Below are 22,362 nucleotides of genomic sequence, written 5' to 3'. Positions count from 1 at the left end.
CGTTGACAAGTGGAGATTATCTCCATATCTTCGAACTGGAGATAATCTCCACTTCAATCGTACCCGACGAGGTGCAGCGTGAAGATCCTGATGTTCGGCCGTGGCGTGATCGCGACTTTTTACGGCTGGGCCTTGCACGAGGCCGGGCACGACGTCGAGTTCTACGTGCGGCCGGGACGTGCGGCGACGTACGGGGACGCGGTGGAACTCGACCTGCTGGACCTGCGGCGGCGCAAGCGGGACCGGCGCGTCACGCGAACGTGGCCGGTGCGCCTGCGGGAGGAGCTTCGGCCCGGCTACGACCTGGTCGTGCTGAGCCTGCCGCACCACCGGTTGCCGGAGGCGGCACGCTTCCTGGCACCGCGCATCGGCGACGCGACCGTGCTGGTGTTCGGCAACATCTGGGCCGACCCGTTGGACGCCATCGGTCCCCTGCCCCGCGACCGGGTCGCCTGGGGCCTTCCGATGGCCGGCGGTGGTTTCGGCGAGGACGGCGTGCTCCGCGGGTCGGTGCTGCCGGCGGTCGCGTTCGGCACGGTCGGCAGGCCTCCGACGGAGCGTGAACGTGTTGTGCGCCAGGTGTTCCGGCAAGCCGGGTTCCGGGTGCGCGAGCAACCGGATCTCACCGGTGCGCTGTGGCTCCACTTCCTGTCCGACACCGCCCTGCACTCGCAGGCGCTGCGACTCGGGGCGTTGGCGGACCTGATCGGGAAGCCGGCCGCCCTGCGGGAGGCGCTGCTGACCGGACGGGAGCTCCTGCCCCTGGTGGAGAAGCGCGGCGTCGACCTGCGCCGCCACCGGATGGCCGTGCTGCCGTTCCGCCTGCCCGCCCGGCTGCTGGCGCCCGCGTTCTCCTGGCTCATCACGCACTACGCGCCGGCACGGGTGAACTTCGCGGCCCACTCCGATCCCGGCGCCGCCGAACCGCGCGAGATCTGCCGCGACACCTTGGCCGAGGCCAGGCGGCGGGGTGTCCCGGTCCCACGCCTGGAAGCGGCGGAACCGCTCTTCGCCGCCCCGGCATCGCCCTGAGCCCACCGTTTCGAGAGGAAGCCATGACCGGCACCGCGCAGCACGAGTTCCCCATGACCCGCACCTGCCCGTTCTCCCCACCGCCCGCCTACCGCGAGATCCGTGAGGAAGAACCCGTGTCGCGGGTACGACTGCCGGAAGGCGGGTTCGCCTGGGCGGTCAGCCGCCACGAGGACGTGCGGAAGGTGCTCGGCGACCGGCGGTTCAGCTCCGACCGGCAGCACCCGGACTTCCCGAAGCTGACCGCGGGCGAGGCCGCCGCCCGGCGCCCCGACGACGAACGCACCCTGATCGACATGGACGCGCCCGAGCACGGACCCGCGCGCCGGACCGTGCTCGGCGAGTTCACCGTGCGCCGGCTCGAGGCGTTGACGCCGCGGATCCAGCAGATCGTCGACGACCGGGTCGACGCGATGCTGGCCGGCCCGAAACCCGTGGACCTGGTGGCGGCGCTGTCGTTGCCGGTGCCGTCGCTGGTGATCTGCGAGATGCTCGGCGTCCCCTACGACGACCACGCCCTCTTCCAGGACAACACCGCGAAGATCGTCGGCCGCGCGACGCCCCAGCCCGAACGCCAGGCGGCGTTCATCGCCGTGCAGCGTTACCTCGTCGACCTCGTCGCGGCCAAGGAGGACGACCCGCCGGACGACCTGCTCGGCCGGCAGATCCGCAAGCTCACCGAGGAGGGCACCTACCGGCGGACGTCGTTGGCGACCATGGGTTTCCTGCTGCTGGTGGCGGGACACGAGACGACGGCGAACATGATCTCGTTGTCGACGATGGCCCTGCTGCGCGACCCGGACCAGCTGGCGGCGATCAGGGCGGACCCCGGCAGGACGCCCGGCGCCGTCGAGGAGTTGCTGCGCTACTTCACGATCCTCGACACGGCGACGGCGCGGCTGTGCGTCGAGGACGCCGAGATCGGCGGGCAGCTCATCAGGGCGGGCGACGGCGTGCTGGCGCTGACCCACTCGGCCAACCGCGACCCGCGGGCGTTCGAGAACCCGGACGACCTCGACATCGGCCGCGGCGCCCGCCACCACCTCGCGTTCGGGTTCGGGCCGCACCAGTGCCTGGGCCAGAACCTCGCCAGGACGGAGCTCCGGATCGTCCTCGACACGCTGTTCCGGCGGATCCCGACGCTGCGGCTGGCAGCGGACGTCGACGACCTGCCGTTCAAGTCCGACGCGTTCATCTACGGCCTCTACGAGCTGCCCGTCACCTGGTAGTGGTGTCCCACCTCGACCCCACCACCGCGACCGCGCAGGCCCAGGCGGTGCCCAGCAACCAGCCGGCGAGCACGTCGCTGACGTAGTGCACCCCCAGGTAGACGCGGGAGAAGCCGATCAGGCCGATGAACCCGAGCGCGGTCGCGTACACGGCCACCCGCCCCGCCCACGAGGTGACCAGGTGCCGGGTGACCAGCCACGCGCACAGCAGCACGATCGCCGAGGTGCCGGTGGCGTGGCCGGAGGGGAACGAGTACCCCGACTCGGTGATCGCCGCGACCGGCGGTGGCGGGCGGTCCCTGCCGACCAGGGCCTTCGCCAGGGTGATCACCAGGCCGATGCCGGCCGCCCCCACCAGGCTGAGCACCACCGGCAGCCGCGACCGGCGGTGGCGCGACACGTAGACGCCGACCCCGGTCGCGAGCAGGCCCAGCGCGACGGGGCTGCCGAGCTGGGTGAAGACGTACAACGCGGTGGTGAGCCAGGGTTCGCGGTGGTCGGCCAGCCACTGCGAGGCGGGCTGGTCGAACGCCGCGATCCCCTCGCCCTCCAGCACGTCCTCCAGCAACGACGTGAACCCGACGGCCAGCACGACGACCACGCCCAGCCCGACGAGCAACGCCACGCCCACGGCCTCGGCCACGGGGAACCGGCGGACCAGCCACCGCCAGCCGGTCGTGAGGTGCCCGGCCGCCCACGTCCGCGTCCTGCGGACCGCGGGCACGCCGTCGACCCTGGTCAGCGCCGCGCGCATCCGGTGGGGGTGCCGGGCGACGACGACCGCGACCAGCACGAACAGCGCGAGCGCCACGAGGACGCCGATGCCGACAAGGCCCATGGCCCACCCTAAGTCGCGATCTTGGTGCCCCGCAGGACGAGCGGGCCCGCGAAAGCTTGAGGTTGTCCAGAGGAAACGCGGAGGGTGCGCTGAGAAAGCTCCCGCACTCTTGTCCCATCGCCACCGCACAGGGCGGGCGAGACACCACCGGGAGCACCGCACATGACCAAGCACCGCGCCGCCGCCGACACCGCCGACCGCCGCCGTTCTGCCTGGCGCCCGCTCGCCTTCGCCGCCGTCGGCACCGCGACGCTGGTGGCGATGGGCACCGGGGTGTGGGCGACGTTGTCCGCCACCGCGACCAACACGACGCCCGAGCAGGTCACCTCCGGCACGCTGAAGCTGGCGATGGCCAACAACGGCACCGGGTTCTCGCAGAACATCACGAACATGGCCCCCGGCGACGTGGTCAACCGCTACGTCGACCTGACCAACAGCGGCACGCTCGACGGCCAGGCCTTGACCCTCCAGGTCGCCGCGACCGGGTCCTCCCCGCTCGTGACGGACGGCGCGACCTCGAAGGCGCTGCGGGTCTCGGTCTTCCAGTGCACCGGCGGCACCTGGAACCCCACCACCGGCGCCTGCACGGGCGGCACCTCCAGCAGTCTCCTCGCGGCCACGCCGCTGTCCGGGCTGGGCTCCGCCGTCACGCTGGCGCCGGGCAGCCTGGCGAGCGGCGGCGTGACCCGCCTGCAGGTGTCGGTCCAGCTGCCCGACCAGTCCGAGACGACGGTGAACGGCGTGGCTCCCGCGGGCACCGTGCAGGGCCAGTCGGTGTCGCTCACCTACACCTTCGGCGAGACCCAGCGCTCCGCCACCACGACCAACTCCTGAGCAGGTTAGGAGCACCTGACCGCGATGACGACCTCGACCCGCTTCTCCTCCCGCCTGTGCGCGGTGCTCGGCGTCGTCCTCGCGGCCCTCGTCCAGACCGGTACCGCGCGGGCGAGCGTGGACGCGGACGCCGTCGCGGACCTCCAGGCGGGGACGGCGCGGTGGGCGGCGACGCTCGTCCGTCCGGACGGGACGCTCTCGACCGGCACCGCGTGGAGCACCACCTACTCCGGTCTGGGCACGAGCTACGTGTACGGGAACGTCCGCAACACCGGCACCCTCGCCCTGACCGCCCAGACCTACACGCTGTCGGCCTCCGGTTTCCTGGTGAACCCGCCCACCGCCACGGCGTGCGTGAACGGCGCCTGGCAGGCGACCACCGGCACCTGCACCGGCACCCAGGTCGCGCTGGCCGGGGCGACCGCGCTGCCCATCGCGGTGGGAGCCGGCGTCTCCGTGCGGCTCACCCTGCAACCCGCCCTCCTGGGCGGCACGGCCTCGCTGTCCGTGTCGGTCTCCCGCTCCCAAGCCCGCACCACACCGTGAACGGAAACCCCATGACGCTGACCACGAACAAGAAGCCGGTGCGCCGGGTCGTGTCCGGTGTGCTGCTCGCCGCGCTCGCCGTGGCGGCGGTCGCGGGCGCCGCGGTGGTGGTGCTGGCCAGGATCGGCTTCTCCCCCGTGCTCTCCCCGAGCATGGAACCCGGCTTCGCGCCGGGCGACCTGCTCGTCACCCGCGCCGTGCCGGTGGCGGAGCTCGCGGTCGGCGACGTCGTGGTGCTGCCCCGCCCGGACGCGCCCGGCGAGCGGTACGCCCACCGCGTCATCGAGCTGACGACCCGATCGGGTGAACCTGTGGTGCGGACGAAGGGCGACGCGAACGAGTCGGCGGACCCGCAGGCGCTGCGCATCACCTCGCCGACCGTGCCGGTGGCGGTCGCGGACGTGCCGGTGGTGGGCCGGATCGCCCTGCTCGGCAGGGACACGGGCGTGCGGATCGCGTTGATCGTGCTGATCGGCGGCGCGGTGCTGGTCGCGACGCGCCGGCTCCTCTACCGGGGCCGGCGGTGACGGCCGGCCTGCCGGGAGTGGCCACCCGTTCCACAATGGACGGGATGGCCACCGCGAAGATCCTCGTCGTCGAGGACACCCCGGAGATCAGCTACGTGATCGAGCTGGCGCTCGCCGACGCGCGGTTCGAGGTGCGCGTCGCCGCCTGCGGGCAGGAGGGCCTGCGCGCAGCCCGGCAGTGGGCACCGGACGTCGTCATCCTCGACCTGAACCTCCCCGACCTCGACGGGTTCGAGGTGTGCCGTCGGCTGCGGGAGTTCACCACGGCCTACGTGGTGATGCTGACCGGCCGCGCGGACGAGGTCGACAAGCTGGTCGGGCTGACCAGCGGCGCCGACGACTACATGACCAAGCCCTTCTCACCGCGCGAGCTGACCGCACGGGTGCAGGTCATGCTCCGGCGCCCGCGCGGCGGTGGCCCGGCGGCGCCCGCGGTGCCGCACCAGCGGCGCACGCTGGGTTCCGTCGAGGTCGACCTGGACACCCGCGAGGTGACGGTGCGCGGCGAACCGGTGTCGATGACCCGCATCGAGTTCGAGCTGCTCGCCGCCCTCAGCGAGAACCCGCGGCAGATCCGCACCCGCGACCAGCTGCGCGCACGCGCGTGGGGAGAGGCCTGGCGCGCCGACGACCACGCCGTCGACGTGCACCTGTCGAACCTGCGCCGCAAGCTCGCCACCGCCGGGGCGCCGAACCTGATCAGCACGGTCCGCGGCGTCGGCTACCGGATGAACTGGAAGAACCTGTGACGCGCCGGGTGCTGGTCGTCGACGACGACCCGGACATCCGCGAGCTGGTCCTGCTGTCGCTGCTCGGCACGGGCTGGGACGTCACCGACGCGGCGAGCGGTGCCGAGGCGCTGCGGGTCTGCGAGCGGGGAGGGGTCGACGTCGTGCTCCTCGACGTGGACATGCCCGGCATGGACGGCAGGCAGACGTCCCGGGCGCTGCGGGCCGACCCCCGCACGGCGAAGATCGACGTCGTGTTCCTGACCGCCACGATCGACGTCCAGGACCTGCGGCCCTTCGGCGGGGTCCTGCGCAAGCCGTTCGACCCGACCCGCCTCGCCACCCAGGTGGAGGAGCTGCTGGTCAGCCCCGAGGCTCCGCCGGCGGCAGCTCCACGGTGAAGGTCGTGCCCGCGGGCGAGGTGTCCGACACGGTCACGCTGCCGCCGTGCGCGGCCACGATCCCGCGGGTGATGGCCAGCCCGAGGCCCGCACCGCCCGGGGTGGCCTTCAGCCGCACGAACGGTTCGAAGATGCGGTCGAGCTGATCCTGGGCGATGCCTGGGCCTTCGTCGCGCACGTGCACCCGCGCCATCACCGGGCCGGCCTCGCGCACGACCTCGATCGTCGTGTCCGGGGTGGACACCTTCACCGCGTTCGCGAGCAGGTTCGTCAGCACCTGCACGAGCCGGTCCGAGTCACCGCGCACGAGCACGTCCGGCCCGTCGTCGGCGAGCAGGACCCCGGCACGCCGCGCGGTCTCCGCGACCGAGGAGAACGCCTGCTCCGTCACCGCGGCCAGGCCCACCTCCCCGATCCGCAACGGCAACGTGCCGCGGCGGCTGAGCGTGAGGTCCATCAGGTCGTTCGTCAACCGCACCAGCCGGTCGGTGTTGCGCACCGCGATCTCGACGAGCTTGCCCGCCTGCGGCGGCAACGACCCGAACCGGCCCGACTCCAGCAGCTCCAGCGACCCGTGCACCGACGTGAGCGGCGTCCGCAGCTCGTGGCTGGCGACCGCGACCAGGTCACCGTTCGCCCCCGCCTGGCACTCGAGCTCCGCCCACGCCCCGAGGTCGTTCAGCAGCTCCCGTTCCTCCGCGTTGAGCCTGCGCGGCCGTTCGTCTATCACGCACAACGTGCCGATGAGATGCCCGGACGACGCGGCGAGCGGCCGTCCCGCGTAGAAGCGCACATGGGGCGGCCCCAGCACCATCGGGTTGTCCGCGAACCGCGGGTCGTCGAGCGCGTCGGGCACCTCCATGAGCTCGGGCTGCTCGATGGCGTGCGCGCAGAAGGACACGCTCCGCGGCGTCTCGGTGGCGTCCAGCCCCGAGCACGACTTGAACCACTGCCGATCGAGGTCCACGAGGGACACCAACGCGATCGGTGCGTCCAACAGCCGCCGGGCGGTGCGGGTGATCCGGTCGAACCGCTCCTCGGGAGGAGTGTCCAGCACACCGGTCCCGCGCAACGCCGCCACTCTGCCGATCTCGGCATCCCACGCGTCACTGGCCACGGTCCGAGTATTGGCACGGTGTGGACGGCAACGCATCTCGTCGACACCATCGGGCGACATCGCCCGACGTGCCGCCGGCCGCCCGTCTCGGCGAGGCCGGGTGACATGCAGGCATGTCATCGGTTCGGGGAGCTGGCGTGATTTCCCGATGATCACGTCCTCCCTACCGTTCTCGTCACCGGGCAAGACCGAGGCACAACGATGAGGACGACGATGAAGAACCACGGCTGGAAAAGGGTTTCGGCGGCGGTCGCGGTGGCCGGGGCGGTCGCCTGCAGCGTCACGGCGCACTCGGCGACGGCGGCGCAGCACCCCTCGCGCGGGCTGACCGACGCGTTGCGCGCCGACCTGCAGCAGTACCTGGACGCGCACCGCTCGCAGGACCGGATGTCCGCGGTCTCCCTGCGGGTGAGCTACCCGGACCGGCGGCAGGCCGTCTCCGTCGGGGTGAGCTCCGACCGGCCGGTGGCGGACGACGCCCTGTGGCAGATCGGCAGCAACACCAAGGCGTTCACCGCCGTGCTGCTGTTGCAGCTGGAGGCCGAGGGCCGGCTGTCCATCCAGGACGGGCTGGGCAGGTGGCTGCCGGAGTACGACGAGTGGCGTGACGTGACCATCGCGCAGCTGCTGTCGATGACCAGCGGCATCCCCGACTACGGCCAGCAGGGCGCGTTCGCCGAGGCGGTGATCGCCGACCAGAGCACGGAGTTCACGGCCGAGCGGCTGGTGTCGTTCGTCCGCGGGCAGGCGGGGCCCAAGACCTACAGCTACTCCAACACCAACTACATCCTCGCGCAGCTGATCATCGAGCGGGTCACGAAGGACAGTTACGGCTCGCAGCTCCAGCGCCGCCTCTTCCGGCCGCTCGGGATGCGCGACACGTGCCTGGCGCCGGCGTGCCGTCCCGGCACCGCGCAGCGCATGCCCACCGGGTACTACGGAGCGTCGGACGTGCCCACCTGGCTGGGCAAGCCGGTTCCCCCGCTCGCCCTGACGTGGGCACAGGGCGCCGGTGGCCTGGTCAGCTCCCTGGAGGACCTCACGACGTGGACCAGGGCCCTGTACAGCGGGTGCCTGCTGCCGCCCGCCCAGCAGCGCGAGCTCACGTCGTTGATCTCGACGGCCACCAGCACGCCGATCCCGGTCGTCACGCCGCAGGACCCGGTCGGGTTCGGCCTCGGCGTCGCCGAGCGCCTCGACTCCGGCACGAACCGGCCCGTCTGGTCCTACCGCGGCCAGACCTTCGGGTTCCAGGTGGCGCACACCTACGTCCAGGACAGCGGCGTCGTCATCACCCTCGCCGTGAACAGCACGGCGGACAGCGACACGCTGACCGGGCTGGCCGATACCGTCCACCGCACGGTGGACGAGCACGGCCGCTGAGGCGACCGGGGAAGGGGGCGGACCGGTGAACCGGCAAGGGCAGCGTCTCGTCCTGCACAACGCGGTGACCGGTCTGCGGGCCGCGGGTCAGCTGGTCCGGTGGCCGTGGCGCACGGCCCGCGGGCAGGACCCGTGGCCGGCTGTCGACGCGCTGGTCGAGCACCAGGGCCGCGTCGAGGGGAACGCCTCCCCTCCCCCAGGGGTGAGCAAGCGGCGACGGGCGCGCTGGCTCGTCGTGCAGGCCGCGCTGGGGCCCGCGATCTTCGTGCTGACGGCGTTCACGTGGGTCGTCGCCCTGGTCGTGGTCAGCACGCCCCTGTGGTGGTGGGTGGCCCCGCCGGCGGTGGTGTTCGTGCCGATCACGGGCGTCGCCAGCTCGGTCCTCGGGGCCGTGTGCGGAATTCCGCTGGTCCTGCTCGCCGTGGCCTGCGGCTACGGGCTGCCGCGCTGGCACGCCGCGGTCAACCGCGCGGTGCTCGAGGGCAGGCGCGCGGACCGGCTCACCCGCCGCGTCGAGGTGCTGACCGCGTCGCGCGCCGGTGCGCTGGAGGTGCAGGCCGCCGAGCTGCGCCGGATCGAACGCGACCTGCACGACGGCGCGCAGGCCCGCCTGGTGTCCGCGGGCATGCTGCTGGGCCTGCTGGACGTCAAGCTGGACGACCTGCCGGCGGGCCACCGGGCGTTGCTCCTCGAGGCGCGCTCGGAGGTCGGCGAGGCGCTGCGGGACCTGCGGGACCTGGTGCACGGCGTGTACCCGCCGATCCTGGTGGACCGCGGCCTGGCCGGCGGGATCGACTCGCTGGTGGAGCGCACGGCGCCGCTGATCGGGTCGGTAACGGCCAGAGTCGGCCTCGCGGAACGGCTTCCGGCGGCACTGGAGTCCACTGTGTACTTCGTGGTCGCCGAGGCGCTCACGAACGTCGTCAAGCACAGCAACGCCAAGAGAGCAGAGGTCTTCGTGCGGGTGGAAGGAGAACGCGTGCGCGTCGACGTGCGGGACGACGGCGACGGCGGTGCGGAGGAGCTGCGCGGCACCGGCCTGGCAGGGCTGCGCCGGCGGGCGGCGGCGTTCGACGGCGCCCTGTCGATCTCCAGCCCGCCCGGCGGCCCCACCCTCGTGCGCGTGGAGCTGCCGTGCGCGTCGTGATCGCCGAGGACCTGCTGCTGCTCCGCGAGGGCCTGGTCCGCCTGCTCACCGAACTGGACTGCACCGTGGTCGCCGCGGTGGCCGACCCGGACGCCCTGCTCGACGCCCTCGACCGGGAACGGCCCGACGTGGCCGTCGTCGACATCAGGCTGCCCCCGACGTTCCGCGACGAGGGCCTGCGCGCGGCGATCGAGGCGCGCAAGCGCCGCCCCGGCACGCCGATCCTCATCCTGTCGCAGTACATCGAGCGCACGTACGTCCGCGAGCTCCTGGCCGACGGCCGCGGCGGCGTCGGCTACCTGCTCAAGGACCGGGTCGGCGACGTCCGCCAGTTCCTGGCCGACCTGCGTTCGGTCGCGGCCGGCGGGACGGTGCTCGACCCCCAGGTGGTCAGGGCCGTCTTCGACCGGCTGGCCAGGAGCAGCCCCGAAACGCAGCTGACACCCCGCGAACGCGAGGTGCTCGCCTCGATGGCGCGCGGCTCGTCGAACTCGACGATCGCCGACGAGCTGGGCATCACCGAACGCGCCGTCAGCAAGTACATCAACCGGATCTTCGCCAAGCGCAACCTGCCGCCCGGCGACACCGTGCACCGCCGGGTGCTGGCCGTCCTGCAGTACCTGGACGACGTCTCCGCCTGACGGCTCGACCGGCCGCCGACTGGTTCAACTCCGACTGGTTCAACTCCGACTGGTTCGACTACGACGCGACTTCCTCCCGGACCCACGCCGCCTCGCGATCGCGCTTCATCGGCGGGATCTTGAAGTTCGCGTACGAGTACTTGCCGACGATGAGGCCGTCGGCGTCGAAGTGGAAGACGTCCATGCCCTGCCACACCATGCGCGAGCCGTAGCGCAGCAGGCCCCACAGCCGCAGGGCGGGAGTGACGGCACGGGCGCGCGGTCCGGAGGTGTCGATCCGGCACGCCCAGCGGATGGCCGCGCGCCGCCCCTGCTCGTCGACCAGCTTGTCGTGCACGTCGAACCGCATCGCGCCGTAGCGGCCGGCGAACTGCGGCGCGAACTCCGCCCGGATCGCCGCCCTGCCCCGGTGCTTCGCGCCGTCACCGGGCTCGTACTCGGCGTCGTCGGCGAAGAACCCCATGACGCGGTCGAGGTCGTTGTCGTTGAAGGCTTCGACGAACTCGTCGACCGTCGCGGACAGGGAACGGGGATTCGACGTCATGGAGCGCGACCTTTCCGAGGGGCTGCGGTGGTGGTGGCACCGTAAAGGAACACCGTTCTTTTAACAACGATGCCTGGTACGGTGCATCTCACATGGACGCGTCGTTCCGCCGGGCACGGCATCCGGAGCAGAAGGAGCAGCGGCGGGAGACGATCCTCGCCGCCGCCCGAGACCTCGCGCTCGCCGCCGGCGTGGCCGGGGTCAGCCTCGGTGACATCGCGACGGCCGTCGGCCTGGTGAAGTCCAACGTGCTGCGCTACTTCGGCACCCGCGAGGAGATCTACCTGCAGCTCGCCATGCGCCTCGGCACCGAGTGGGCCGACGAGGTGAGCACCCGGCTCGCGGACTCCTCCGGCATCGACGCGATGGCGGCCGTGCTCGCGGACTCCTTCGCCGAGCGGCCGCTCTACTGCGACCTGGTCAGCCACGCGGAGACGATGCTGGAGCACAACGTCTCGATCGACGTGCTGCACACCTACAAGCTGTGGGCGATCAGCATGTACGCGCGGGTCGGCGCGCGAATAGCCGCTTCGTGCCCCGAACTGGCCGAGCACGAGGGCTCGTCCGTGGTCTTCGCCGCCGGAGCGTTCGTCGGCAGGCTCCACCCGATCACCCGGCCACCGGCGGCGCTGGCCGAGCTGTACGCCCGCGAACCCGGCATCGCGGCGGTGTTCCCCCCGTTCCGGCCGGCGTTGCGGCACTTCATCGCCGCGACCGCCGCGGGCCTGCACGTCGTCCGGGACAGGCCGTCCGGCGAACCCGGCTGACGGCGCACGAGTCCGGCGCGACGGTGCAGCGGAACTCCGAGGTCTCCGCGCCCACCCGGCTCGCCTCCTGAACGGGAGGGCCGCGAGACCGGCTTCTCGATCATGCAGAAGGATGTGCGAATGCCACGCAGTACCCATTCGCGCGTCTGCGCGGCGGCGGCCGCCGGACTGCTGCTGGTGATGGGAGCGCTTCCAGAGGCGTCCGCCCAGCCGTCCTCCGCCCCCGCCTCCGCCCGTCCCAACTCGGTACCGCCCGACCTCCCTCCCGGCACCCAGCCGCCCACCGACTCCGGCACGTCCGACGTGCCCTACAAGCGCAACGACAAGGGCTGCGTGGAGTCGGACACCAAGAGCGAGCTGATCCAGTACAAGCCCTGGGGCCAGGTGCAGCTGAACCTGGAGCAGGCCCACCGGTTCGCGACCGGCAAGGGCGTCAGGATCGCGATCATCGACACCGGCGTCGACCCCCGCAACCCCCGCTTCACCGGCAGGGTCGAGCGCGGCGGCGAGTACGTCAACGGCAACGCCGAGGGCACGGACGACTGCGACGGCCACGGCACCGAGGTGGCGGGCGTCGCCGCGGCGGCCAAGACCGAGGGCGACTTCGTCGGCGCCGCGCCGGGGGCGACGATCCTCGCGATCCGGCAGACCAGCGACCGGTTCAAGTTCGACGGTGACGCGAACAACGAGAAGCGCGCCACCGCGGGCAAGGTCGGCACGCTGGCCATGGCGATCGTCCGCGCGGCGAACAAGGGCGCCAGGGTCATCAACATCTCGCTGACCAACTGCGGCGCTCCCAAGCTCTTCAGCGACGACGACCGGAAGCTGCAGGCCGCGATCCGCTACGCCGTGGACGTGAAGGACGTCGTCGTCGTGACGGCCGCCGGCAACCTCGGCGACCAGGGCGCCGGCTGTCCGCGGCAGAACGACAACCTGGACCCGGCCGTCGTCAACTCGATCTCCTCGCCGGCGTGGTTCGCCAACGACGTGCTGTCGGTCGCGTCGATCGCCCGGTCCGGCGCGGTGTCGGACTTCAGCATCTGGGGCCCGTGGGTCAGCATCGCGGCGCCGGGCGAGGAGATCATCTCCGTCGACCCCAAGGGCACCGGCCTGACCAACGCCAACGTCACGGCCAACGGCGTGCAGGACATCAAGGGCACCAGCTTCGCCTCCCCCTACGTCGCCGGCATCACCGCACTGGTGCGCGAACGGTTCCCGGACCTCAAGGCGCGCCAGGTGATGGACCGCCTCAAGGCCACCGCCCTGCACCCCGGCAACGTCTCCGGCAAGGACAACAAGACCGGCTTCGGCATGATCAACCCGGTGGCGGCGCTCACCGCGGTGCTGCCGGCCGAGTCACCCGGTTTCCAGAAGGCGCAGCCGAAGGAGCTGGACACCGCCGTCTCCCCGCCGCCGGGACTCGACTGGCCGCCGATCGTCGTCGCGCTGAGCGGCATCGGCATCGGCGGTGCGCTGCTGGCGCTGACGCTGATCGTCCGCAACTCGCTCAGCCGCGGCTCCGAGGACAGGCCCCGGCGGGGTGGCGTCCGCCGGTGAGCTGAGAACGCTCCGGCACGGCATGCGGCGACTCGTCATGCACGCCCGCCTCCTCCGGGCAACCATGGACGCATGGCCGAACAGAAGCCGAGGACCGCGCGAGGAGCTCAGGCGCGGTCCAGCTCCTCCAGGAGCCGCGCGGCACCCCGCTCGGGACCTGCCGCGCGGACGGCGTCGCGCAGGCCCGCGAACGGTGCCGGCTCGCTGAGCACCGACCGGAGCACCGTCGCCACGTCCTCGGGTCGTGCGGCGTTGGGATCCAGGCACACGCCGGCACCGGCTCGCTCCGCGTCGTGGGCGATGCAGAACTGGTCGCTGGAGAACGGCAGCACCACCGCGGGAACACCGGCCTCGAGGCACTCCGTGAAGGAGTTGTTGCCGCCGTGGTGGACCATCGCGGCGACATGCGGCAGCAACGCGCGCTGCGGGACCACGGACTCCACGAAGACGCGTGGGTCCTCGGCCAGGTCGGCCAGCTCCGCGACTCGCCCACCCGCGGCGACCACCACCGTGACTTCGGGAACTCGCAGTACGCCCTGCACCACTGTGCGCAGCACGTCGTGCCGCGCGGACAGGAAGGTGCCCAGGGCGACGAGAACCACGCGACGGCCGTGCGTCCGAGCGCGCCACGTGTCGTCCAGCGGTTCGGGACTGGTGCAGTGACCGAGGAAGATCTGCCGCTGGTGCTCGGGCAACGGCGGTAGCCACGGCAGTTCCGGGTAGTTCACCACGGCGGCGTGAGGAGAGGTGAGAGCGAAGGCGCGGCGCGGAACCGGCCTGGCGGGCGCGAAGTCGCGCAGGAACCGGGTGAACGCGGCGGTGAGCGCCAGATCCGTCAGACGGACCTCAGTGGACAGCACAGCGAGCTCGGCGGCCGACGGACGCACGGCGGACGGCCACGCCTGGGGCAGACCGAAGAACTGGTCGTCCCGCGTGACCAGGTACGTCGGGTGACCGGTGACATAGGACACGAACGGCAGCCCGAGTGCGTGCAGGGCAAGCGTTGTGGCGTAGTCGATCTGGTCGACGACGTACCAGTCCGGACGAACTTGGTCGTGCACAGCGCGAAGCTCGCGCACCACGCGCGCGGGTGCCGCGAGTGGTTCAGCGCGGCGTCGGCGCGTCTGCGCGAGCAGTGCTGCGGCCGCGCCTCCTCGCGTGGCCTGGAGGAAGTCGGTCAGGTTGCGGGCCGACCGGTCGTCCTGCTCGGTCCGCTCCGCGATGCCGCTGTTCGAGTCCTGCGTGGTTTTCAGTGGCAGGAAAGGGATGTCGCGAGCCAGGTCGGCGAGCTCGGCACCGCTGACGAAGGTCACCTCCCGAGCGCCCGCGCTGTTCAGCGCGGACGCGAACACGGACATGGGCTGCGCATGCGACCGAAAAGGCGGACTGACAACGACAAACCGCGACACGGGCTCTCCTCCTCGTTGCTGCATCTGGGTTCTTGTTCGATCCGAACACGTCCTCCGGTTCGAACGTCGGGTGTGCGGACACATCCCGAGGTACAGCAAGCGTTGGAGTCCCGTCGATCCGAAGGCGCCCTCGCGGCCAGAAGCCCCCACGTCCTGGTGAGCGCCTTCCTCGACGCACCGAGCCCGGAGGCCTTCTCCCTGACGTGCGAGGAGATCGGCCGGGCCGTGCGAGAACACGGTGCGGACACGGTGACCGAGGAACTGCGAAGAGCCGTTCTGTTCACACAGGACCGCGAGCTCGCCGCCGCGTTGCTCGACATCGCGACAGCACACCGCCTGGCACCGCTGAGCCCGGCCGAGGCGCGTGCGGTCGTCGCGGGGCCGGCGCAGTGGCGTTACCTGGACTCGCTCGGCGAGCCGGTGGACGCCGTTCCCCGCACGCCGTGCGAGAAGCTGATGCTCGACCTGCTGCACGACGACATCGCCCTGCCGGTGGCACCGCCCGCGAAGGGACCGACGGTCGCGCAGTCGATGCTCATCGGCGGAACCGCGCAACCGGGTGAGGGCGCGAGTGGCGGGCTCACCGTGTTCCTGTCCTCACTGGCGGCCGCGTTGGTGAGGAGGGAGGACATCGGCCGGGTGGTGACGGTGGTTCTCGCGCCCGAACCGACCACCGTGACCGTGCGGAAGGACGCCGCGCTCGACCACTGGACGGTGCACGTGCCGGTGGACTCGCCGGTCGCGTTGACCCAGACCGAGATGGCGTCGCACCGGGCGGGGATCACCTGGTGGCTGACGAAACTCCTGCCGCGCTGCGGACTGACCCCGGACGTGGTGCACGTCCGCTACTCCGACGACGGCTCGCTCGCCGTGGCGGACGCAGCGAGGGTCCTCGGCGCGAAGCTCGTGTTCACCGTGACCCCGGACCCTCACCGGCACCTCGCCGAACGCCATCCCGAGGACGCGGAGGACCTGACGGCGATGCGGTTCGACCTGCACCGCGTGCGGGTCGCCGACCACCTCGTCGAGCGCGCGGACCAGGTGATCACCATCGGCGGCAGGCAGGACGAGGTGCTGACGCACTTCCCGCGGCTCGACCCCGCCGAGCTGCTCGCGCTCGAGGAGGGCATCGCCCCGGCTCCCCCGCCCTCCGGCCGGTCGCTGGTGCCGTCGCTGTACGCGGAGTCGGCTCTGCCCCGTCTCGACCCGTCTGCTCGGGGACTGCCCGTGTTGCTCAACGTCGGGCGGTTGCACCCGATGAAGCAGCAGCCCCGGCTGGTGAGGGCGTGGCTGGACGCGGGCCTGCACCGCACGACGGCGCTGGTGCTCATCGGTGGTTCCACGACCGCGCGGACGCCGGACGAGCAGGCGGTGCTCGACGAGGTGCTCGCGCTGTCCCGTTCCGCGCCCGAGGCACGCGGACGGCTCGCGGTGCTGCCGGCCTGGTCCAACCAGGACGTCCGGCGGCTGCAACACGAGCTGGCCGCGGCTCCGGTCTCCTCCGGCGCTCCCCACGTCTACGCCTGCGCCAGCGCGAAGGAGGAGTTCGGCATCGCGGTGCTCGAAGCCATGGAAGCGGGTCTGCTCGCCCTCGGTCCGCAGCGCGGCGGTCTGCCGAACTACGTCGACCAGGGACGCAACGGGTTCCTGGCCGACACGTCGGACACCCGGTCCCTGGCGGAAGGACTGCGGCACGTCGTCGATCTCGGCCCGGCGGCCGCACCGATCGCCGCCGCCGGGCAGCGCACGGTCCGGGCGCGGTTCCGGATCGATGCCGTCGCGGAACCGTTCGCGGCGCTCTACACCAGGCTTTCCGGCTGAGGCACGGGCCGCGTCCCGCCGCAACGGTCATCCCATGGCGAAGACGCGGCCCGCCCACACCTCGGCTTCTTCCCTGCTCGCGTACTCGGGCAGGTACGGTCCGCCGGCGACCACGACGCCGAGCGAGTGCAGCAGCTCGGCGTGGGCCTGCGAGACCACGTCGTGCGCGCCGACCTTCATGGTCAGCTCGTCGGCCCGGTCGACCAGGTACCGGACCTGGCGCCGGGCCCACTCCGGCGGGTTCTCGGCGGCGAGCCCCGCGACGATCGGCCCGGTGAGCATCACCGCGGGCACCGGCAGCGCCAGCGCGGACACGAGCTCCAGCTCGGGCAACCCGGTCACGTACACGACGAAGACCACCCCCAGCCTGCCGAGCACGCTGAGCGACTCCACCAGGTCGCCGCGCGCGTCCAGCAGCGACGGGCCGTCCGTGCAGAGCATCAGGCGTCGCGGTTCCAGGCCGTGGCGGTCGAGCTCGGTGCGGACGATGCCGACGAGATCGGCGTCGATGGCCATGCGTTGCGGCAGGGTCAGGCACACCATGGGCGCGCCGTCGCCGAACCGGGCCGCCCAGTCCGCGGCGGTGCTCATCGCCTCGTGCAGCAGGTGCTTGCCGACCGGCACCGTCATCCCGGTCAGCTCGGCGAGCGCGTAGACCTCGGCCGCGCGCAGCTGGCCCAGCTCCGGGTGCCGCCACCGCAGGCTCGCGTTGAGGGAGGTGACGACGGGCGCGTCCGGCAGGACGACGTGCGGCTGGTAGACCACGCCGACCTCGCCCGTCTCCATCGCTCCCCCCAGGGACGCCGCCAGGCGGTAGCGGTCGCGCGCCACGCGGTCGGCGTCCGGGTCGAACAGGACCCACTGCGACTTCCCCAGGTCCTTCGCCCGGTGCAGCGCCACCTCGGCGCACCGCGCCAGCTCGTCGTGCCCGCCGGCGGACGCCCCGGCCACCACGATGCCGACGCTCGCGCTCACGCCGATGCCCGCCTCACCGTGGTAGACCGGAATCGCGAGCCGCTCGATCATCTCCTCGACCAGCGCCACCACCTCGTGCCGGGTGAGGGTTCCGTGCAGCGCCACCGCGAACTCGTCGCGGAACAACCGCGCGATGAAGGCGTCGTGACCGGCGAAGACCTCGCGCAGGGTGCCGGCGATCCCGCGCAGCACCTCGTTCGCGACCTCCCTGCCCAGCCCGTCGTTGATCACGCCGAACCCGTCGACGTCCAGGAACAGCACGGCGATCCGCTCCTGGCCGGCGGCGGTCGCGACGAGGCCCTCGAGGTTCGAGCGGAAGTAGGCGGCGTTGGGCAGGCCGGTCAGCGAGTCGTGCAGCGTCTGGTGGCGGAAGGTCTCCTGCAGCTGCCTCAGTTCCTGGACGTCCTCGAACAGGAACAGCCGCCGTGCCGCGATCCCCGGCGGGGCCGTGACGGACGCGCGGACAGGACGGCCCGGTGCCTCCGCGGAGGCGATCTCCACCTCGAACTGCACGAGCTCCTCCGGCTTGACGAGCACCTCGTGCAACGCGTCGTCGATCGCCTGCCTGCCCGACTCCGCGGCCGCGGCCTCCCGGATCCGCAGGCCCGTGACGGAACCGCCGACCGCGCCGACGAGACCGCGGAAGGCGAGGTTGGCCGCGACGACGACCCCCTCGGAGTCGGTGATCACAGCCGCGGCCGGGCAGGCGTGGAAGAACACCTCGAAACACGCCTGCTCGGCTCTGTCCGGCGAACTGTCAGACTCCGTCACGCCAGCACCCCACACCAGATCACTGCGATTGCAAAGCAAAACGCGGCGCAGCGACACGATCGGAGCAGTGATCGGGTTCGGCGTGGCCTCGAACGTGCGCGGAATTCCTTGCGACAGCGACTAAAACCGGCAGTCGGCTACTCGCGTTCGGCGATCACGTCGAGATCGCGGGTGGCGAAACGCAGGTGCTCCCACTCCTCTTCCAGAACGGTGTGCAGACAGGACAAGACCGTCTCCTGGTACGTCGCGTCCCACGGGTTCGGGCGCGGGGCCGACAGCTCGGCCGCCGTCACCGCGGCGAGGAAGTCGCGGACCACCGCCGTCCTGTCCGCCCTGGCTTCCAGGACGTCCGCGTACGCGGGAGTCTCCGAGACGAAGACGGACAGGTCGTGACCATCCGTCTCGTACTCGGCGTTCGGCAGGCCGAGCGGGTGATAGGGCCGCTCCACGCCCATGACCGCTCCGCGGAGCCAGGTGTCCGTCGCCATCACGAGATGGCGGACCGTCTGCGCGAACGACCATTCGCCGTCCACCGACACGTCCGCGGTGCCCGGCGGCATCGTCGCCACGCGGTCGACGGCCGCACTCCAGGCGGCTTCCACCTTCGCCCACGCCCGTCGCAGCTCGCCCGGCCCCGCGGCGCGCCGCTCGGCCCTGCCGGGGAAGCGCCGGTTCAGCTCGGCCTCGACGAGAGGGGCGACGTCGACCCCGTTGACCCGCAGCGTGCTCTCGCCGTCGAGCAGCCACGGCGCGTCGATGTCGGCGCCCGCGACGTCCACCGCCCGCATGACCACACCGGACAGGTCCGCGCGGGTGAAGCGGGCGCCGCGGAGGCTGACGTCGACGAACGCGGCCCCGCGCAGGTCATCCGGGTGCTGGAAGCTCGCCATGGCAGGACATTCTCACATCGGACCTCGTGGCTCGCAGCGTTGTGCCCGGTGTCAGCGGCGCAGGCCGAAGAAGTCGGCGAGCACCCGCGCGGTGGTGACGTGGTGGCTGGTCCTGCCGATGACGGCCGGGGCGTCCGCGGGGCCGGGGATGGTGTGGCCTCCGTTGTGGACGGTCAGCAGGGTGACGGGCGGCCGGCCGTCCTGGCGGTAGTCGGTGCGCTCGACCTCGGTGGGATCGCCGGAGCCCGCGGCGGGCAGCCGGGTGGTGACCGGGTCGGCGGTGATGCCGTTGCGGGAGGCGAAGTACCGTGCGGTCTGCGGCGCCGACCAGCTCTCGCCGCCGACCTTGAACACGAGCCGCTGCCACCAGGTGAAGCTGCCTCCGTCGTAGGAGGTGATCGGGTCTTTGGTGCCGTGGATCGCGAGCAGGGGCATCGGCACGACCGGTGCGCCGGTGGAGAGGAAGTTCTCCGGCGCGGGCATCGTCGCGGCGATCACGACGGCACCGGCGAGCAGCTCGGGTGCCTCGTGGACCAGGCGCATCACCATCTGCCCGCCGTTGGAGTAGCCGACGGCGACCACCCGGTCCGGGTCGGCGCCGTGCTCGGCCGCGAGCTTCGCGATCACCGCGCGGGTGAAGCCGATGTCGTCGACGCCGTCCCGGCGGGCGGGGAACCGGCTGCCGCGGCGGGCGTCGTTCCAGTTGCCGCGGTAGCCGTCGAGGTAGGCGACCACGGCGTCGGACGCGAGCTCGTCGTACATGCCCCCGGTGAACGCGCGGTGCTTGTCGGCGCTCTGGCGGGAGCCGTGGAACACCAGGACGAGCGGGTGGGGCGCGGTGGCGTGCGCGGGCTTGACGACGGTGAAGGTGCGGAGTCTCCCGTCGACCTCGACGCTGTCGCGCAGCACCGGCGCGGTGGTGGTGGACATGAGACGTCTCCGTTCGATCCGCGGTGGCGCCCCGACCACCACAAATGGATGAGCTATCCGCTTCACCGTACACCAAGCGGATGAACTATCCAGTTGACCGCGTCGAGGTTCGGCCCGCGACCGGACGACGTCCCAGGACGTGGACTACACCTCGATGTGCGCGCCCATGATCACCGTTCGGTCCCGCGGCAGCCCGAAGTGCTCGGCGGCGTCGGCCGTGATGTACGACGTGGCCACGAACAACCGCTTGCGCCACCCCGCCATCGTCCGCGACCTGCCGCGCTGCAGCTCGATCTTCGACAGGAAGTACCGCGCCCTGCCCAGGTCCAGCGCGCCCTCGGTCTGCGAGGGGTCGACCAGCGCGAGGGCGGCCGGCACGTCCGGCGTCTCCATGTAACCGAAGCGGGCGTTCACGTGGATGATGCCGTCGTCGGTGTAGCCGAGGTCGTCGACCTCGACGCGGCGGTCCGGTGCCACGCGCGGCACGGGTTCGGTCTCGATGGACACGATCACCACCCGCTCGTGCAGCACGTGGTTGTGCTCCACGTTCGCGCGCATGGCCAGCGGCGCGGTCTCCTTGCCGCGGTTGAGGAACACGGCGCAGCCCGGCACACGGGTCAGCTCCCGCGAGTGCAGTTCGTCGATGAACTCCCGCAACGACCCCTCGGCGTCGCGGCGGGCCTTCGTGACGATCGCGCGGCCGCGTTGCCAGGTCGTCATGACGGTGAACGCGGTCAGGCCGATCAGCAGCGGGAGCCAGGCGCCGTGCAGCAGCTTGGTCAGGTTCGCCGCCAGGAACAGCAGGTCGACGCCCAGCAGCACGACGCAGCCGAGCCCGATCGCCCACGCCGGCGCGCCGAACTTCCAGCGGGCCAGGAAGAGGAAGAGCGACGTGGTGATCGTGATCGTGCCGGTGACCGCCATGCCGAACGCGAACGCGAGCGCAGCCGACGTGCGGAACGCGAACACCAGCGTCAGCACCGACACCATCAGCACCCAGTTGATCCACGGCACGTAGATCTGCCCGATCGTCGACTCCGACGTGTGCGCGATCCGCAACCGCGGCAGGTAGCCGAGTTGCGCGGCCTGCGACGCGACCGAGTAGGCGCCGGTGATCACCGCCTGCGACGCGATCACGGTGGCGGCGGTGGCCAGCACCACCATCGGCCACCGGGCCCACTCCGGGACGAGCAGGAAGAACGGGCCGCTGACGTTCGCCTGGTCGGCGAGGACCAGCGCACCCTGCCCCAGGTAGCTGAGCACGCAGGCGGGCAGCACCAGGAACAGCCAGCCGCGCGCGATGGCGGGGCGGCCGAAGTGGCCCATGTCCGCGTACAGCGCCTCGGCGCCGGTCACCGCCAGCACCACGGCGGCGAGGGCGAAGAACGCGATGTCGAAGTGTCCGAACAGGAACCCGAGCGCGTACGTCGGCGACAGCGCCCTGAGGATCTCCGGGTGCCCGGCGATGCCGCGGATCCCGGCCGCGCCGATGGCGGTGAACCACAGGATCATCACCGGTCCGAAGAACCGGCCGACCGCGGCGCTTCCCCGGCGCTGCACCAGGAACAGGCCGATGATGATCACCGCGGTGATCGGCACGACGAACCGTTCGAGCTCCGGCTCGACGACCTTGAGCCCCTCGACGGCGGACAGCACGGAGATCGCGGGCGTGATCATGCTGTCGCCGAAGAACAGCGCCGCGCCGAAGATCCCCAGCGCCGCCAGCGTCGCCGCGGCCTTGCGCCCCTGCTTCGCCTTCCACCGCCGCAGCAGGGTGATGAGGGCCATGATGCCGCCCTCGCCGTCGTTGTGGACGCGCATCGCGAGCAGCACGTAGGTGACGGTCACGACGATCATCACCGACCAGAAGATCAGCGACACGACCCCGTACACGTTGTCCACGCTCACCGGGACCGGGTGCGGGTCGGCGGGGTTGAACACCGTCTGGATCGTGTAGATCGGGCTCGTGCCGATGTCGCCGAACACGACACCGAGCGCTCCGACCACCACGGCCAGCCGGACGGTGTCGTGCGCCACCCTGGCGCGAGGCGACACCTCGGAAACCTGCTGCTCAGCCACGAACAACCCCCTCGACCACGCGTGCCCGCAAGATAACCGCGAGCAGGGCCCCGTGCTGAGTGCGAGCGGGTGATCTTTACGCGTTCCTGATGCCTGAGCCACACCCCGTCCACCGCAAGCGGCGTCACCACTGGTCACCGGCCTTTGACATACCCATACCCCCATAGGGTATAAAGGCGGGGAGCCCACCGCTCCC

21 protein-coding genes are annotated in these 22,362 nt (G+C 71.7%); 13 read left to right on the top strand and 8 right to left on the bottom strand.

Going from position 1 to position 22,362, the window contains the following annotated elements; genetic code table 11:
* The first annotated feature begins 78 nt into the window (after positions 1-78).
* Together ACFWV3_RS06705 and ACFWV3_RS06700 are read left to right on the top strand one after the other, a co-directional pair.
* The gene (locus ACFWV3_RS06705) at positions 79-1,032 is read left to right on the top strand and encodes a ketopantoate reductase family protein (protein ID WP_382409057.1); all 954 of its coding nucleotides are present in this window, start codon (positions 79-81) and stop codon (positions 1,030-1,032) included.
* A 23-nt stretch (positions 1,033-1,055) separates the two neighbouring features.
* Positions 1,056-2,261 carry a cytochrome P450 gene (locus ACFWV3_RS06700; protein ID WP_382409055.1) on the top strand — a complete coding sequence of 402 codons (1,206 nt, stop codon included), beginning with the start codon at positions 1,056-1,058 and terminating at the stop codon, positions 2,259-2,261.
* Here the strand turns inward: ACFWV3_RS06700 and ACFWV3_RS06695 are convergent.
* Positions 2,251-3,099 (bottom strand): phosphatase PAP2 family protein, encoded by an 849-nt coding sequence (locus tag ACFWV3_RS06695; protein ID WP_382409053.1) that lies wholly within the window; start codon positions 3,097-3,099, stop codon positions 2,251-2,253. The two genes, ACFWV3_RS06700 and ACFWV3_RS06695, sit on opposite strands and share 11 nt — an antisense overlap.
* Positions 3,100-3,261: 162 nt before the next feature.
* Between ACFWV3_RS06695 and ACFWV3_RS06690 the strand changes: the two genes are divergently transcribed.
* Genes ACFWV3_RS06690 through ACFWV3_RS06670 form a run of 5 tightly spaced genes read left to right on the top strand, consistent with a single transcriptional unit; the run spans position 3,262 to position 6,135 of the window.
* A complete protein-coding gene (locus ACFWV3_RS06690) occupies positions 3,262-3,933 on the top strand; it encodes a TasA family protein (protein ID WP_382409051.1) in 672 nt (223 codons plus the stop codon).
* 24 nt (positions 3,934-3,957) lie between these two features.
* Positions 3,958-4,479 (top strand): hypothetical protein, encoded by a 522-nt coding sequence (locus ACFWV3_RS06685; protein WP_382409049.1) that lies wholly within the window; start codon positions 3,958-3,960, stop codon positions 4,477-4,479.
* Between the two features lie 11 nt (positions 4,480-4,490).
* Positions 4,491-5,006 carry a signal peptidase I gene (locus tag ACFWV3_RS06680; RefSeq protein WP_382409047.1) on the top strand — a complete coding sequence of 172 codons (516 nt, stop codon included), beginning with the start codon at positions 4,491-4,493 and terminating at the stop codon, positions 5,004-5,006.
* 44 nt (positions 5,007-5,050) lie between these two features.
* On the top strand, positions 5,051-5,755 hold the full coding sequence (locus ACFWV3_RS06675; protein ID WP_382409045.1) for a response regulator transcription factor: 705 nt from the start codon (positions 5,051-5,053) through the stop codon (positions 5,753-5,755).
* Positions 5,752-6,135, top strand: a complete 384-nt coding sequence (locus ACFWV3_RS06670; RefSeq protein WP_382409043.1) for a response regulator — start codon at positions 5,752-5,754, stop codon at positions 6,133-6,135. The genes ACFWV3_RS06675 and ACFWV3_RS06670 overlap by 4 nt, the downstream gene beginning before the upstream one ends.
* On the opposite strand, the gene ACFWV3_RS06665 is transcribed toward ACFWV3_RS06670, so the two are convergent.
* The gene (locus tag ACFWV3_RS06665) at positions 6,098-7,252 is read right to left on the bottom strand and encodes an ATP-binding protein (RefSeq protein WP_382409041.1); all 1,155 of its coding nucleotides are present in this window, start codon (positions 7,250-7,252) and stop codon (positions 6,098-6,100) included. The two genes, ACFWV3_RS06670 and ACFWV3_RS06665, sit on opposite strands and share 38 nt — an antisense overlap.
* 201 nt (positions 7,253-7,453) lie before the next feature.
* Here ACFWV3_RS06665 and ACFWV3_RS06660 point away from each other — a divergent pair, with 201 nt between their 5' ends.
* From ACFWV3_RS06660 to ACFWV3_RS06650, 3 genes are read left to right on the top strand one after another with little or no spacing between them, the layout of a single operon-like run.
* On the top strand, positions 7,454-8,635 hold the full coding sequence (locus tag ACFWV3_RS06660; protein ID WP_382409039.1) for a serine hydrolase domain-containing protein: 1,182 nt from the start codon (positions 7,454-7,456) through the stop codon (positions 8,633-8,635).
* Positions 8,636-8,660: 25 nt separating this feature from the next.
* A complete protein-coding gene (locus tag ACFWV3_RS06655; protein WP_382409037.1) occupies positions 8,661-9,782 on the top strand; it encodes a histidine kinase in 1,122 nt (373 codons plus the stop codon).
* Complete coding sequence (locus ACFWV3_RS06650; protein ID WP_382409035.1) at positions 9,770-10,423, top strand: response regulator; 654 nt, start codon at positions 9,770-9,772, stop codon at positions 10,421-10,423. Before ACFWV3_RS06655 ends, ACFWV3_RS06650 begins: the two co-directional genes overlap by 13 nt.
* 58 nt (positions 10,424-10,481) lie before the next feature.
* Here ACFWV3_RS06650 and ACFWV3_RS06645 read toward each other — a convergent pair whose 3' ends face one another.
* Positions 10,482-10,967, bottom strand: coding sequence for a YybH family protein (locus ACFWV3_RS06645; RefSeq protein ID WP_382409033.1), 486 nt, complete (start codon positions 10,965-10,967; stop codon positions 10,482-10,484).
* A 92-nt stretch (positions 10,968-11,059) separates the two neighbouring features.
* Between ACFWV3_RS06645 and ACFWV3_RS06640 the strand changes: the two genes are divergently transcribed.
* Together ACFWV3_RS06640 and mycP are read left to right on the top strand one after the other, a co-directional pair.
* Positions 11,060-11,734 carry a TetR/AcrR family transcriptional regulator gene (locus ACFWV3_RS06640; RefSeq protein ID WP_382409031.1) on the top strand — a complete coding sequence of 225 codons (675 nt, stop codon included), beginning with the start codon at positions 11,060-11,062 and terminating at the stop codon, positions 11,732-11,734.
* A gap of 120 nt (positions 11,735-11,854) precedes the next feature.
* A complete protein-coding gene (mycP, locus tag ACFWV3_RS06635) occupies positions 11,855-13,291 on the top strand; it encodes a type VII secretion-associated serine protease mycosin (protein WP_382409029.1) in 1,437 nt (478 codons plus the stop codon).
* A gap of 107 nt (positions 13,292-13,398) precedes the next feature.
* Here the strand turns inward: mycP and ACFWV3_RS06630 are convergent, their stop codons facing one another.
* Complete coding sequence (locus ACFWV3_RS06630) at positions 13,399-14,649, bottom strand: nucleotide disphospho-sugar-binding domain-containing protein (RefSeq protein WP_382409027.1); 1,251 nt, start codon at positions 14,647-14,649, stop codon at positions 13,399-13,401.
* Positions 14,650-14,856: 207 nt separating this feature from the next.
* Between ACFWV3_RS06630 and ACFWV3_RS06625 the strand changes: the two genes are divergently transcribed.
* A complete protein-coding gene (locus ACFWV3_RS06625) occupies positions 14,857-16,521 on the top strand; it encodes a glycosyltransferase family 4 protein (RefSeq protein WP_382409025.1) in 1,665 nt (554 codons plus the stop codon).
* Positions 16,522-16,548: 27 nt separating this feature from the next.
* Here the strand turns inward: ACFWV3_RS06625 and ACFWV3_RS06620 are convergent, their stop codons facing one another.
* The 4 genes from ACFWV3_RS06620 to ACFWV3_RS06605 form a co-directional block, all read right to left on the bottom strand.
* Positions 16,549-18,267, bottom strand: coding sequence for a diguanylate cyclase domain-containing protein (locus ACFWV3_RS06620; protein WP_382409022.1), 1,719 nt, complete (start codon positions 18,265-18,267; stop codon positions 16,549-16,551).
* A gap of 137 nt (positions 18,268-18,404) precedes the next feature.
* A complete protein-coding gene (locus tag ACFWV3_RS06615; RefSeq protein ID WP_382409020.1) occupies positions 18,405-19,157 on the bottom strand; it encodes a DinB family protein in 753 nt (250 codons plus the stop codon).
* 51 nt (positions 19,158-19,208) lie between these two features.
* A complete protein-coding gene (locus ACFWV3_RS06610; protein WP_382409018.1) occupies positions 19,209-20,087 on the bottom strand; it encodes an alpha/beta hydrolase family esterase in 879 nt (292 codons plus the stop codon).
* Between the two features lie 144 nt (positions 20,088-20,231).
* Positions 20,232-22,166 (bottom strand): potassium transporter Kup, encoded by a 1,935-nt coding sequence (locus tag ACFWV3_RS06605; RefSeq protein WP_382409016.1) that lies wholly within the window; start codon positions 22,164-22,166, stop codon positions 20,232-20,234.
* Positions 22,167-22,362 lie beyond the last annotated feature (196 nt).

Source organism: Lentzea sp. NPDC059081 (assembly GCF_042738015.1).
GTDB lineage: Bacteria > Actinomycetota > Actinomycetes > Mycobacteriales > Pseudonocardiaceae > Lentzea.
The sequence above is the reverse complement of the archived record's forward strand: the minus strand, read 5'-3'. Positions and strand labels throughout refer to the sequence as shown.